A 14,137-nucleotide genomic window follows, 5' to 3' on the forward strand; every position below is an offset into this window, starting at 1 on the left:
ATTAGCTATAATGAACAAATTTAAGTATTATTTTATTTTATTAATTACAACAATCTCTTTATTTTCATGTTCGAAGAATGATACCCCTACAATTGAACCACTTAGAGATTATGCAGTTCAATATGCCACCGATAATACTGACATTGAAGAATATTTAAAAACAAGTTATATAACAGTTGTAAATCATCCCGGATTTTCAGATGATCAAGATGTGAACATTACAGCGATACCTTCAGGAGGAACTCAAAAATCAATTTGGGACCAAACTACCTACGAACTTAAAAGTAGAAATGTAAGCCTACATAATATTATTTATAAAATGTATTATTTAGTATTGAGAGCAGGAACAGGTGCTTCTCCTTGTAATGTAGATGCAGTATTAGCTTCATATAAAGGAGAATACATATCACGTACAACTGTATCAGGGGTTACATCTATATCAGCAACGCCATTTGAAGAAGTTAAGTATCCTCAATCTTTCTTTAATTTATTTAGTACTATCACAGGATGGGGGGAAATATTTCCACAATTTAAAACGGGAACCTATAGCTCTAATGCTGACGGAACAGTAACTCATAATGGTTTTGGGGCAGGGGTAATGTTTATTCCTTCGGGATTGGCTTATTATTCTTCAGGAAGCGGAATTATTCCTTCTTATACTCCTTTAGTATTTAATTTCAAATTGTATGAAATGAATAGATTAGACCAGGATGCAGATGGTATTCCGTCTTACCAAGAGGATTTAAATGGAGATGGTTACATGCGTATGTTGGCAACAGGAGTTGATAATCCTGATGATACAGATAAAGATGGGGTTCCTAATTTTGTAGATGTAGATGATGATGGAGATAATTATACTACTAAATTAGAAATTAAAAATCCAGCTACTGGATTGTCTTTTCCTTTTGCAGATATTCCAAGTTGTACTGGTAACACTACTGATCCTACAAGAATCAAAAAGCATTTAGATAAAACTTGTCAATAATAAAACCAGAGAACAGTATACAAAAATTCCCATTCGTTAGAATGGGAATTTTTTATGTTCAGAAATAAAGTAAATTATTTTCTTTTAACAACTCTTTCTACAGCTTCAACAATTGCTTGATTGTTCAATTTGTATTTTTCCATTAGTTGTTCTGGTGTCCCAGATTCTCCAAAACTGTCATTCACAGCAACAAACTCTTGTGGAGCTGGGCTGTTTAATGCTAGTACTCTAGAAACGCTTTCGCCAAGACCACCAAGCATATTATGCTCTTCAGCAGTAACGATACATTTTGTTTTTGCCAATGATTTTAAAATCGCTTCTTCATCTAATGGTTTGATCGTATGAATGTTGATTACTTCAGCTGAAATACCTTTTGCTTCCAATGCTTCAGCAGCAATAAGTGCTTCCCAAACTAAATGTCCTGTAGCGATAATGGTTACATCTGAACCTTCGTTTAAAACAATTGCTTTTCCAATTACGAATGGTTCATCAGAAGGCATAAAGTTAGGGACAACCGGACGACCAAAACGCAAGTAAACTGGACCATGGTAATCTGCAATTGCTAATGTTGCTGCTTTTGTTTGATTGTAATCACAAGTATTGATCACAGTCATTCCCGGTAACATTTTCATTAATCCGATGTCTTCAAGGATTTGGTGTGTTGCACCATCTTCACCTAAAGTTAATCCTGCATGTGAAGCACAAATTTTCACGTTTTTCTCAGAATAAGCAACGGATTGACGAATTTGATCGTAAACTCTTCCTGTAGAAAAGTTAGCGAAAGTTCCTGTGAAAGGAATTTTCCCTCCAATGGTTAAACCAGCTGCAATTCCAATCATGTTTGCTTCAGCAATTCCAATTTGGAAAAAACGCTCTGGGTGATTTTTCTTGAAATCGTCAAATTTTAATGAACCAATTAAATCGGCACAAAGCGCAACAACATTTTCATTAGTTTGCCCTAATTCGGTCATTCCTGCTCCAAAACCCGAACGCGTATCTTTACTTCCTGTATTTGTATATTTTTTCATTATTCTTTTTAATTGAAAGATTAAAAAATTGAAAAGATTAAAAATTCTGCAATCAGAAATCCTTAATCTTCAATCTTAATTCTAGTAGTCAGTTTCGTATTCTGAATAGTTTTGATCTAAAGCATTTTCTAGTTGTGCGTCATTTGGCGCTTTACCATGCCAAGCATGACTATACATCATAAAATCTACACCATTACCCATTTCAGTATGCAACAATACACAAACTGGTTTCCCTTTTCCAGTTCTGGATTTAGCATCTGTCATTCCTGCTAAAATAGCTTCAATGTCGTTTCCTTTTTCAATTTCTAAAACATCCCAATCAAAAGCTTCAAACTTAGCACGGATACTTCCCATACATAAAACTTCGTCAGTAGTACCGTCAATTTGTTTTCCGTTAAGGTCAATTGTAGCAATAAGATTGTCTACTTTTTTTGCAGAAGCATACATAATTGCTTCCCAGTTTTGACCTTCTTGTAATTCACCATCACCATGAAGCGTATAAATAATATGGTTGTCACCATTTAGTTTTTTTGCTTGTGCAGCACCAATTGCTACGGATAATCCCTGTCCAAGAGAACCTGATGCAATACGTACCCCAGGTAAACCATCGTGAGTAGTTGGATGTCCTTGTAATCTTGAATTGATAAGACGGAAAGTAGCTAGCTCTGCTACCGGAAAATAACCGCTTCTCGCTAAAACGCTATAGAATACTGGAGAAATATGTCCGTTTGAAAGGAAGAAAAGATCTTCTCCTATTCCGTCCATATCAAATCCTTCTTTACGTTCCATCAAGTTTTGGTACAAGGTTACAAGAAATTCAGTACAACCTAGAGAACCTCCCGGGTGGCCTGAGTTTACAGCGTGAACCATTCGAAGAATATCTCTTCTGACTTGGATAGTTAAATCGTTTAATTGTTGTGTGTTAGGCTTCATTTTGTGTGTAAAAGTTAAACTGCTGCAAATGTAATTTTTATTTAGGGTTACAGCAAACGTTTTTTTGAATATTTACGGTACATTAGATTACAGTTTGTGATCCTCTGAATTACTAATTTAGATGGTAATAATCCATAAAAAAAGCCCACATAAGCAGGCTTTATCTTAAATAAAGAACAGTAAGAAATTACTATTCTTGGGTTAAATTACATTCTAGTATTTGTAATTGAATTTGCTTTATAAGCTTCCCTATTAATAGCAGATAAAGCAATTCCAGTTAAGGCAGCATCAGTTTTTTTCTCTTCATGAAGATTCATAGCCAATAATTCTGCCGCTTTATTTTCACCTAGCGTTTTTGCAAAAGCATGTAAAGTGCCATAGGTTGCAATTTCGTAATGTTTTACCTTTTGATCCGCTGCGATAAGCCCAGCATCCCTTACCATACCAATATCCGTTTCTCTGATTAGCCCATTGGTCTCTTTTAATATACCTTGCATCGCATCGCATTTTTTTGCTGTTGGTGCAATACCTGTTACTTCAAATATTTTTTCCAGACGTGATACGTGTTCATGTGTCTCACTTAACTGGTTTTTTAATGAGTTAACTAATTCCGACGATGAAGCATTTTTCACCATTTTTGGTAACGTTTTAGTCAATACTTTTTCGGTCCAATAAATGTCTTTCAATCCAACTTCAAATAAATCTCTCAATCCATGTGCCGTATTTGATTTTGCTTTAACATCTTCTTTAAAAGGTTCGTTTTTACTACTTTCAGGTCTCATAATAGTTTGTTTTTTAAAGATTAATTGTTGCAAGTAGTATTAAATTTGGTACCTGTTTTTTTACAAACGGATTACTTGCTTTTTTAATACTATAAAATTAAACAAACTAGAATCGAATCAATTGTTAATTAACTAATTGTAAATACGAATAGTATGATTTTTTTACGAAATTTAACGTCCTATTTCGGTTGGTTCATTGCAGTTCTATTTTAATTTAGTGACTAATTTTATTTTGAATACTACTCCAACCGCCACTATTGTACTCTTTTGTTACACAAGATATTTTTTATTTTGTGTTCTTCATTTTAAAATATTTTATGATTTCAAGAATAATAAGAATAACAATAGCTCCTAAAATAGATGGTATGAAATGATTGTAATTTGTAACTTCGAAATTAAAAGTCTGGCGTAAGGACGGAATCGAAATGATTAACAGCAGCATAATTATGGCGGTTAATAGAATGGGAATTGTAACTGGATTTCTTTCGGTTATTACGGAGATAACATTTCTTGTTTTTGAAATATTGGTCAAAATGATAAAAATATTTCCGAGCAGAAGAGCCGAAAAAACGATGGCTCTTACTTCTCCTTCGGGATATTCTTGGAATTCGGAAAATAAATAAACCGAAAAAACCATAGCCAACAATAAAAAGCCTTGTATGACACTCTGTATTATCTTTCTTCCACCAAAAAATTGTTCGTTGGGATCTCGGGGAGGGCGTTTCATGATTTCTTTTTCTTCTTGCTCTGATTCAAATGCAATGGAACAAACAGGGTCATTTATCAATTCCATAAAAACGATGTGCAAGGGCATCAGTAATAATGGAATCGAAGTGTTAAATGCCGGTAAAAGGGTAAGTCCAATTATAGGAATATGGATGGAGAGAACGTACGACATTGCTTTTTGCAGATTATCAAAAATCCTCCTTCCGGAACGTATAGCCGAAACGATGGATGCAAAATTATCATCTAATAAAACTAGTGAAGAGGCTTCTCTCGCTACATCAGTTCCTTTATTTCCCATTGCAATACCAATATTGGCCGCTTTCAAGGCTGGGGCATCATTCACTCCGTCTCCTGTCATTGCCACGATTTCGTTATTGGCTTTCAAAGCCTGAACAATCCGTAGTTTTTGTTCAGGGACTACGCGGGCAAAAACATTGGTTTTAGTTATTCTTAATTTCAGGTCTTCATCACTCATTGTAGTTAACTCCTCTCCAGTAATAATTCCTTTATCGGCATCAAGACCTATAGAGGAAGCAATACTTTTTGCAGTAGCGGGAAAATCGCCAGTTATCATGATCACCTGTATACCGGCTTCATGGCATTCTTTTATGGCTTGCGGGACTTCTAACCGAATGGGATCTTCTAAACCTATAAGTCCGAGAAAATTAAACTCAAATTCCTGTTGTGAATCTGGAAGTTGTTCCTTGTGATACTCCGCATTAGCAACAGCTATAACCCGATATCTTTCTTCGGCCATTTGTTGTACGGCTAAAAAATGTTTTGTCGTTTCCTCTTCTTTCATTTTGCAAAGCTTAAAAATAGCTTCCGGGGCACCTTTGGTAGAAACGGATATGGAATTTTCAGAAGTATTTTCAGTAACACGAGTCATTGCTAGTAATTCCCTGCTTAATGGATATTCTTTGATAAGTTTGGGATCCGATTTTTTTTGCGTAATTATTGCTTCATATGTTTTGTAAATGGCCTGTTCCATTGGATCAATCGCATCTATTCGAGAAGCATAATGCGCAGTGACAACCAAATTGGAAATCTGATTTTGTTTTGCATGAAAAATACTTTTTAGTAAAATTTCGTGCCCATCATAAATAGTGGCAATTTCCATTTTATTTTGGGTAATGGTTCCCGTTTTATCACTGCATAAAACAGTTGCCGAACCCAGTGTTTCAACAGCAGAAGGTTTTCTGGTCAGTACATTTTTTTTAGATAATCGCCAAGCACCCAAAGCCAGAAATACGGTAAGAATAACGGGAAATTCTTCGGGTAAAATGGACATCGCAGCGGCAAGCCCATTCAATAGTGCTTGAATAAAATTGCCTCTTGTAAAATAAAATATTGCAATGATACCAATACTGATGAAAATAGCAATCAGGAATAGATTCCGAATCAATATTTTCATTTCTTTTTGCAATCGGGTTTCATCTTCCCCAATACTTTGTAAAGAGATTCCAATTTTTCCAAACTCTGTTTTTGGGCCCGTTGCAAAAACCTTCGCCAATCCTTTTCCCTGAACTACAAGTGTTCCGCTGAAAACCAATCCAAGAGAATCTTCAGTTTTTATGCTTTTCGTAACTGCAACGGATTCGCCGGTAAGTAACGATTCGTCAATTGTTAGATTTATGGCGTCGAGTACTTTTGCATCAGCGGTAATTCGATCGCCTTCGTTTAATACAATGATATCATCAGGAACCACTTCGCGTCCGGGAATTCGGATTTCTTTTCCATCCCGAATCACCAATGCACGTGGCGAAGACAGTTTTTTGAGTGCTTCTAATGCTTTTTCAGTTTTTTGATATTGGTAAAAAGTGATAAATATGATAACGAAAATGGCAGAAAGTAAAATAATACCTTCTCTGTAATCTCCCAATAAAATATAAAGGACGCCACAGCTAATCAATAAAATGAACATGGGTTCTTTCATGACTTCCAAAGCAATCCTCCAAATAGATTTTGGTTTTGATGATGGCAATTCATTAAAACCAAAAACTTTTAATTTTTCCTGAGCTTCCGCTGTGTTTAATCCTTCAATCATAATAAATAGAATTAGGAATTACTGCAAAAATGAAACTAAAGGGCTATACGGACCAATCAGTTAGATAATAGGATTGATATGACACATTTGAATTCCCCAAAATAAAGGATTAATATATTTTGAGAATGCGCTGTTCGCGTAACCGTGAGTTTGTTTGAGGAATAAAAATAGTTTTTTGTTTTTAGAGCTATGTCCTTTCAGCATTATTTTAAACTTTTCACAAGCTTGTCAAAAGATTCGTTCCAACTGGCCTTAGTTAAATCGGTCATTTTTCCTGATGGAATCCCTTGATGAGTAAGCGTCATTTTTGTTTTGCCGTCATGCTCCTCAAATTCCACGGTTACGTGCAATTCTAGCGGAAAACCTTTCATGCCGTAGTGTGAGGACGGTACTACATTTCCTTTTTCATCAGCAAATGAATCAGTAGATACAATTCGCTCCAAAGGAACAATTTCGAGATAGGTGCCAGTACTCCAAAAATCCTGCCCCTCAGGAGATCGCATACAATTAAGATATTTGCCTCCAATTTTAAAATCGATTTCACAGACCGGGCAAGTAAATTTTTTTGGTCCCCACCATTTCATACAATTTTCAGGATCTGTCCAAGCTTTCCAAACACGCGCTCGGGTTGCATGAAATTCTCTTATAATTAGGAGTTTTTGGTTTTGGGGTTCTGTTGTCATTGTTGACGGATTCTTTATTTCCATTTTTATGATTTTTTACTGACGTTATATCCAACACATAAAATTAAATAAAATTTAAATAATTAGCTGTTAATTAAGTGTTTATATGTTTTTATTGCATGGCGATTGGTTGTTAAAAAAGTGTGAAAAATTTACAATTGTTCCTAATTACTTAGTTTTTATATTTTGAGGACTATTTGTAAAAGTAATTATCATTAATCAGCGCTATTCTTCTGCTTTTAGACTATAAAATCTCAGATTAACACCCCATTATTGGAACTAAATAAAAACATATGTTAATATAATGTGCTGACAGTCAATATTTTTGATTAAATTTAATATCTTATTAACTAAAAAACTACTTAAACATGAAAAAAAATTTCTCAATTGTATTGTTGATTGCTACTAGCATCACTTTCGCACAAAAAAAAACTAATGGAACTATTTATGTAGAGCATCCTGCAATTAATTTAGTAGAAGCCATGACACACGCATATGTCAGTGGTGACGCTGACAAAGTAGCAAGCTTTTTAGCAGATGATTTTAAATCGTATAATGGGGTGAGTTCTGATAAGGATAATAAAGGGAGCGATAAAGCTTCTTTTTTGAATGAAGTAAAGTTTTGGAAAGATAATGTTGAGTATTTAAGTATTACAAGATCTCAAGGTGCTTATCCGGACGCTTTAGAATACAAAGAGGACACTAATAAAGATGTAGTTTGGGTTCAAACGTGGGAAGATTTAAAAGGCGTACATAGCAAAACAGGAGTAAAAATAGATATGCCTTTTCATCGATTGTTTATAGTCGATAAAGACAATAAAATTAAAACAATAATTAAGTATGCAAATAATAGCATTTTTGATGAAATTGACAGTAGCTTTAATGATAGAGAAAATGGAGTCATTTATAATCATCATGAAAATATAAATAATGTCCGAAAAATGATTTATGCTTTTGAAAACAAAGATTTTGATAGAGCCTATAGCTTTTATGATGAAAAAGCAACTTTCATGGATATCAATTCACCCGTTGGGAAAAGCTTAACCTTAGTGGAACAAAAAGCAAACGATCAAAAGCTATTTGATAAATTTGATTTAACCAGTATTGATATGGTTGGATATCCGGACTATTTGCATTATGAAATGGGAGATGCAATGGTGGTACAATCGTGGTGGAATTTTAAATTAACGAGAAAATCTGATAAAAAGAAAATTGTTTTGCCAATATTTTTCATTGATAATTTCAACGATAAAGGTAAAATAACGTCTGAGATGGCGTATTACAGCGAAAAAATGATGGAATAATGACATGAATTTTTAGTATAATGTCCTAAAATAAGTTGCGCTTTGTGCCAACTTGTTTTAGGACGTTTTCATATATTCTAATTTTGTCACAAACTTGCATTTCCTACTCCTTTTTTTTAATCAAATACTTTTCGACAGCAATTACGATTGCAATTCCCGCAATATAAGTCAGCAAATCAATCCAAGAAAATGAGGTTCCAATAACCGTTCTGGCAATTTTTGATTTTTCTAAATGTAGCTTTTCGACAATATTTAAAAATTGAAGAAATTCTATAGCGAAAGAGAATATCAATACAAATAGCGCAACAGTTAAAACGGGTAATTTGAGAAAAGATTTCAAAAAACAATAGATTAAAATAACAACCAAAACATCGCCGAGATAGGGTCTGACAAAACGATCATTGACGAAAAGCGCGATCAAAACCTCAATAAGAAAAAATAAAATGGCGAAGCCAAAGTATTTTTTGTTGAATGTTAACATAGTGTTGATTTAGTTGTTTATCGTTTTGCAAAGTGCTTGATCGACAGATTGCGACTAAGCCCTTGAAGGTTTGAAGCTATCTACTTTATAGAAACTAGGGAGTAGTTCGGTTTCTTCTTTGTAATGATTTTCTAATCTTCTCTAAATTTGGCTTGTGTTGACTTTAATTTGTTCCCTTGTTACGTTCTGCCCTTTTTTTGTTTAAGTTATGGCGTTAGCAGTTTTGTAAATGATAATGAACTTAATGTCCAACTATTGTCCTGATGAATATACACTTCTGTTACCATAAAGGGATTGATTACTTCGTTGCCCCCGACAACTGCGGTCAATATGATTTTATTTAGTAAAATAGCCGTATTTCCAATAATTGCTACTGATGTTTCTTGAATTTCGGCATTCTTATACCAAATTCCACCGCCTTTAATGATGTTAATTTCCTGTTTTTTCCCCCAACTTCCGCCCATATGAACAAAAACAGATTTTTCATTGAATAGGATATTTAACGAGTCCACATTTTTATCCGACATCCAAAGCCATTTCTTTTTTGATAGATTGATAACTTCTTGTTCTAAACTCGTAGTTTTTAAATCCGTAGGATTATTAGGGTTGCTATTATAGTCTTCGTCTGTCACTCGCTGCAACCAAATTGTCTTTCCTTTTTGAGTTGGGGAACTTGCAATATAAGTTACACCATTTTTTGGGGTCGCACCGTGCCAATGCTCCACGTCAGGAAGGCATTTTATCATTTCTCCTTTATGTACCGTTTGTTTGGGTTTCCCTTTTTCTTGATAATACCCTTCGCCTTCAGTAAACATAAGGATTTGCCCGCCTGGATGTTTGTGCCAATCTAATCTTGCATTAATCCCAAATGTCGCAATGGAAATACTGCTGTTGAAAATTGTATCTGCACTATTTATTTCTTTGAGCCAGACATCACCAACATGATGTACATTAGGCGACTTTTCCCCTTTCAAAAAAAAGGAATTGTCTTGTGCATTTCCTTTGATAGAAAACACAGCAAGCATTAGAATTATTAAAAAAAAGGGATTTTTCATATTTAAATTTGTTTGTTTAATCTCGTTATTGGTTTTTAGGGCTGCAGGTTACGTCTCGTGGCTTGACGGTGGGAATTTTATATCTCACTTACCACACGAAAGGATTCGTGCGGGAGCGGGGAACTAAATTAAGCCCTATTTTCGGATTTGCCAAATCATCCCAAATAAAACTAACCCTTCCATTAAGCCAATTGCCCAAATCCGTTGTAGTAGCTGTTAGGCGTTCGTACTTATTTTAACTAAACGAATTGCTTTTACTGGCCAAGCTGAATTTTCATTTCCATTTTCGACATCGTAAATTTCAATTTTTCCTTTGTCTTTAAGAACATTAATTTGTGCATATGTTGGTCCAAATGAATATCCTTTACTGGCTAAAACATTTGTTACGAAAGATTTGAGACCAATAAAAGTTAGGTTCTTATATTTTAAAGAATCTTCGGCTCTTGTCAATTCTTTTAGCAAATTTTCTTCTGAAATTATTTCAAAATTATTGTCAAGTTTTTCGGGAAGATCAATTTTTCCAACAATTTTAATATTTGTTGGAATTTGATCATCAATTGGTAGGATTGGTGTAATATTAGAACTGGAAGTTTTAATCATTGCTTCTTGTTCTTCAACTGAGAATCTAAAGTCATCTATCTTGTCTTCAGCCTTTAAAATAATAGCTTTAATTTCTATATGTAAGTTTTGAGCGTTTTCTAAATCGGGTTTTATAAATAAATTATTGTGAGCAACTTTATTTCTTAACTGGAATAATTGTTTCCATTTACTATCAAAACTAAAATCTTTGAAGTGTTGTTTAAAAAAGCGATTGTAATTCCCATCTAAATCCTGCTTTAGTTTTTGAAGTTCTTCAACAGAACTGATAGATAAGATTTTATCGGTTAGATTTTCAGGTTTGTTAAAGCCTAATTTATGTTTGTATATAATCTCTCCTAAATCATTAAAATCAATTAAAGTCATATCAGTTTCAACAATTTTTGAAAACACATTTTCATTGTCTTGCCTCATTTTCGTTTTTTCAATAACCTTATCCGGAACTGCTTGTTTCCACCAATCCAACCCTACTTTTTGAGTAAAAAATTTTGCTAAATATCTTCTTAAAATATTTTCTAATTCATTTATTAAGGGATAAATCTTATTGGAAATTTCTGTCGAAATATCATCTGTTAAAATTCGAATGTGTTCAAATCTCAATCTGCTTTTTAAATGAACAACCAAAGGATATCTGAACTTTTCAAGTTTATCAAAATCATTTGATTCAAGTTTTAAAATAAATGCGGATTCATAAAGATTGTATAGTACAGAGCTTGTATCAACAGGTTTTATTTTTAAAGTTAAGTTTTTATCTTTAATATATTTTTTACCTTTATCATCTATTTCTTCTGGATTCTCCCATAATTTTTCAGTTGAAAGTAGACCATACAATAAACTTTTGGGAGACTGAATTTCACTATTGCCACTTGGGTCTATTATTAGTAATTCAAATGTGTATTCTTTTTTCATATTGTATGTTAGTTATATTTCAGTTCGTTTTTCAGGGTATGACGCCTAACGTTATGCCACTTTGAGATGGCTGGAAAATCGTAACCGCTCAATTTTCGGCTTAACGAAAACTTGATGCGAAATGATAATTCCACTAAATTCCAGCTAGCTCAAAATGGCTGTTGTGCGATGTTTATTTTCCACTTTTCTTTTCTAATAATGATTTCATACTTGAAGTAAATACTTTTGCTGATTCTTTACTTTGAATAATTTGATTTATTAAAAATGTTAAAATGGTTTTAATATGATTTGCATTTTCTAGACAAGTTTCGTCAGACAATGCGTGTAATCCTTCACTCAATTCACTGTGTAAAACACCCAAAGGATTCATACCATTTGGTTTTAAAATGGATGGTAATAAATCTTTTACTAACTCAATTTTTTCTTGTGTAACTCTTGTGCTTTTAGTTTTCTTAAGCGCTGCTATATACTTTTCTTTTTGTTCCTCTTCTATTAATTCTGAAATAGAATCTAACAATTCATCAATTATTTCTTCTGCAATTCTCCTATAATATGAAAATGCTCCAATTCCATATCCTTGAGATTCACAAACTAACCCTTTTCTAAAAGTTGAAGAATGTTTATGTAATGTTTTTTCTAAATTTTTATCAATTTTAATTTCCCATTCAGGATACTGACCAACTTTATAAAATTCATTTACATCTTCATTTACATAAACATAAAAATGTCTTTTAAAATCTTTACAAGATTCACAAATATATTCCAGATCTAATACTCGATTACTTGCAATTACATTAACTTTAGTTCCTTGATAAAAGAAATTATTTGTTAGGTTAAAAGTTTGGATTGAATTACAATTTTGACAAATCATATTAATCGGAGTCTTTTTCCATTGTTGTAAGTCAGTACTAATATTTTCAGATTTAAACTTTCTAAACAGAGAATATTCTTCAATAAATTCTTTTTCTATCATTTCTTCTTTTTTTAAATATCGCACAACTTGTATATACTCGCTACAAATTAGCGACAATCTACCCAATTTAGGATGCATAGTCGCTATTGAGTAGCGTATTTTTATCAAATATAAAAATAATATTTTTATTACAAATTATCAAAAGGACTTTTTATTTGTTGCATGCTTTTGGCTTGGTATGGAAAATATTTTAGTTGTTGTAACCGCTGATTTGCGTGAGGGATAGCAGTGGAAATCCTCCCGATTTTTTTTCGGGAGATTGCAACGGATAGCCCGACCTTTTTAGGGCACGCCCAAAAGAAATTCCCAAACGATAATTAAATTTTTAAATGATGTAATTATCTAATTTTATTCCGAAAAAGTATTTCAATTTTGGTTGTCATGAACGCTCTTTTTCATGTCATAGAAAGAAAAATATTTTTTTGATGGGGGTTTCAAATTAACCTATCTTTGCCCACTGAAAAACGCCTATATGAAGTTTGATTTATTAAATAAAGATCCGCAGTCCAAAGCCAGAGCGGGAACTGTTACCACTGATCACGGTGTGATTGAAACCCCAATTTTTATGCCTGTAGGAACTGTAGGTTCTGTAAAAGGGGTGCACCAACGCGAATTGAAAGACGATATAAACCCGGATATTATCCTGGGAAATACCTACCATTTATACCTGCGACCTCAAACCGAAATCCTGGAGAAAGCAGGTGGTTTGCATAAATTCATGAACTGGGACCGCAATATTTTGACGGATTCTGGTGGCTACCAAGTGTATTCGCTTTCGGCCAATCGAAAAATTAAGGAAGAAGGGGTGAAGTTCAAATCGCATATTGACGGTTCGTACCACTTTTTTACACCGGAGAATGTGATGGAAATTCAGCGTACCATTGGTGCCGATATTATCATGGCTTTTGATGAATGTACGCCGTATCCTTGTGATTACAACTACGCAAAGCGTTCTATGAAAATGACGCACCGCTGGTTAGACCGTTGTATCAATCATTTAGACACGCAGCCTTTTAAATACGGATACGAACAAACATTTTTTCCAATTGTTCAAGGAAGTTGTTATAAAGATTTACGCCAACAATCGGCAGAATATATTGCTAATTCGAATCAACAAGGAAATGCAATTGGTGGGCTTTCAGTAGGGGAACCTGCCGAGGAAATGTATGCCATGACCGAAATAGTTTGTGAAATCCTACCCGAAGACAAACCGCGTTACCTGATGGGCGTGGGAACTCCAATAAATATTTTGGAAAATATAGCTCTTGGAATTGATATGTTTGATTGCGTGATGCCTACGCGTAACGCCAGAAACGGAATGTTGTTTACGGCTAACGGTTCGATAAATATCAAAAATAAAAAGTGGGAGGATGACTTTTCGCCTATTGACGAAATGGGAATTACTTACGTGGATACGGAATATACGAAAGCGTATTTGCGTCACCTTTTTGCTGCCAATGAATATCTGGGAAAACAAATTGCCACAATCCATAACCTTGGATTTTACATGTGGTTGGTTCGTGAGGCTAGAAAACATATCTTAGCTGGCGATTTCAGACCTTGGAAAGAAATGATGGTGAAAAATATGAACCAAAGATTATAAAATAATTATGAATTATTAATTATGGGTTAGT

At 33.8% G+C, this 14,137-nt stretch carries 12 protein-coding genes; 3 read left to right on the forward strand and 9 right to left on the reverse strand.

Annotated elements, in window-relative coordinates:
* Window positions 1–10: 10 nt before the first annotated feature.
* Window positions 11–985, forward strand: coding sequence for an FKBP-type peptidyl-prolyl cis-trans isomerase (locus ACM55G_RS06980; RefSeq protein WP_416843164.1), 975 nt, complete (start codon window positions 11–13; stop codon window positions 983–985).
* 74 nt (window positions 986–1,059) lie between these two features.
* Here ACM55G_RS06980 and ACM55G_RS06985 read toward each other — a convergent pair whose 3' ends face one another.
* The 5 genes from ACM55G_RS06985 to ACM55G_RS07005 form a co-directional block, all read right to left on the reverse strand.
* The gene (locus tag ACM55G_RS06985) at window positions 1,060–2,013 is read right to left on the reverse strand and encodes a transketolase family protein (RefSeq protein WP_416843165.1); all 954 of its coding nucleotides are present in this window, start codon (window positions 2,011–2,013) and stop codon (window positions 1,060–1,062) included.
* Window positions 2,014–2,094: 81 nt separating this feature from the next.
* Window positions 2,095–2,946, reverse strand: a complete 852-nt coding sequence (locus ACM55G_RS06990) for a transketolase (protein WP_416843166.1) — start codon at window positions 2,944–2,946, stop codon at window positions 2,095–2,097.
* A 206-nt stretch (window positions 2,947–3,152) separates the two neighbouring features.
* The gene (locus tag ACM55G_RS06995; protein ID WP_416843167.1) at window positions 3,153–3,728 is read right to left on the reverse strand and encodes a YciE/YciF ferroxidase family protein; all 576 of its coding nucleotides are present in this window, start codon (window positions 3,726–3,728) and stop codon (window positions 3,153–3,155) included.
* 286 nt (window positions 3,729–4,014) lie between these two features.
* Entirely contained in the window at window positions 4,015–6,501 is a 2,487-nt protein-coding gene (locus ACM55G_RS07000) for a cation-translocating P-type ATPase (protein WP_416843168.1), read from the reverse strand.
* 203 nt (window positions 6,502–6,704) lie between these two features.
* Window positions 6,705–7,208, reverse strand: coding sequence for an SRPBCC family protein (locus ACM55G_RS07005; protein ID WP_416843169.1), 504 nt, complete (start codon window positions 7,206–7,208; stop codon window positions 6,705–6,707).
* A gap of 344 nt (window positions 7,209–7,552) precedes the next feature.
* Here ACM55G_RS07005 and ACM55G_RS07010 point away from each other — a divergent pair, with 344 nt between their 5' ends.
* On the forward strand, window positions 7,553–8,488 hold the full coding sequence (locus ACM55G_RS07010) for a nuclear transport factor 2 family protein (protein ID WP_416843170.1): 936 nt from the start codon (window positions 7,553–7,555) through the stop codon (window positions 8,486–8,488).
* Window positions 8,489–8,591: 103 nt separating this feature from the next.
* On the opposite strand, the gene ACM55G_RS07015 is transcribed toward ACM55G_RS07010, so the two are convergent.
* From ACM55G_RS07015 to ACM55G_RS07030, 4 genes are all read right to left on the reverse strand, one after another.
* Window positions 8,592–8,969, reverse strand: a complete 378-nt coding sequence (locus ACM55G_RS07015; protein ID WP_416843171.1) for a ribosomal maturation YjgA family protein — start codon at window positions 8,967–8,969, stop codon at window positions 8,592–8,594.
* Between the two features lie 206 nt (window positions 8,970–9,175).
* Entirely contained in the window at window positions 9,176–10,024 is an 849-nt protein-coding gene (locus ACM55G_RS07020) for a DUF4440 domain-containing protein (RefSeq protein WP_416843172.1), read from the reverse strand.
* 216 nt (window positions 10,025–10,240) lie between these two features.
* On the reverse strand, window positions 10,241–11,530 hold the full coding sequence (locus ACM55G_RS07025) for a hypothetical protein (RefSeq protein WP_416843173.1): 1,290 nt from the start codon (window positions 11,528–11,530) through the stop codon (window positions 10,241–10,243).
* A 172-nt stretch (window positions 11,531–11,702) separates the two neighbouring features.
* A complete protein-coding gene (locus ACM55G_RS07030) occupies window positions 11,703–12,503 on the reverse strand; it encodes a hypothetical protein (RefSeq protein WP_416843174.1) in 801 nt (266 codons plus the stop codon).
* Between the two features lie 472 nt (window positions 12,504–12,975).
* Here ACM55G_RS07030 and tgt point away from each other — a divergent pair, with 472 nt between their 5' ends.
* Entirely contained in the window at window positions 12,976–14,106 is a 1,131-nt protein-coding gene (gene tgt / locus ACM55G_RS07035) for a tRNA guanosine(34) transglycosylase Tgt (protein ID WP_416843175.1), read from the forward strand.
* Window positions 14,107–14,137 lie beyond the last annotated feature (31 nt).

It is taken from the genome of Flavobacterium algoriphilum (assembly GCF_048158655.1).
In the GTDB taxonomy this organism is placed as follows: Bacteria; Bacteroidota; Bacteroidia; order Flavobacteriales; family Flavobacteriaceae; genus Flavobacterium; species Flavobacterium algoriphilum.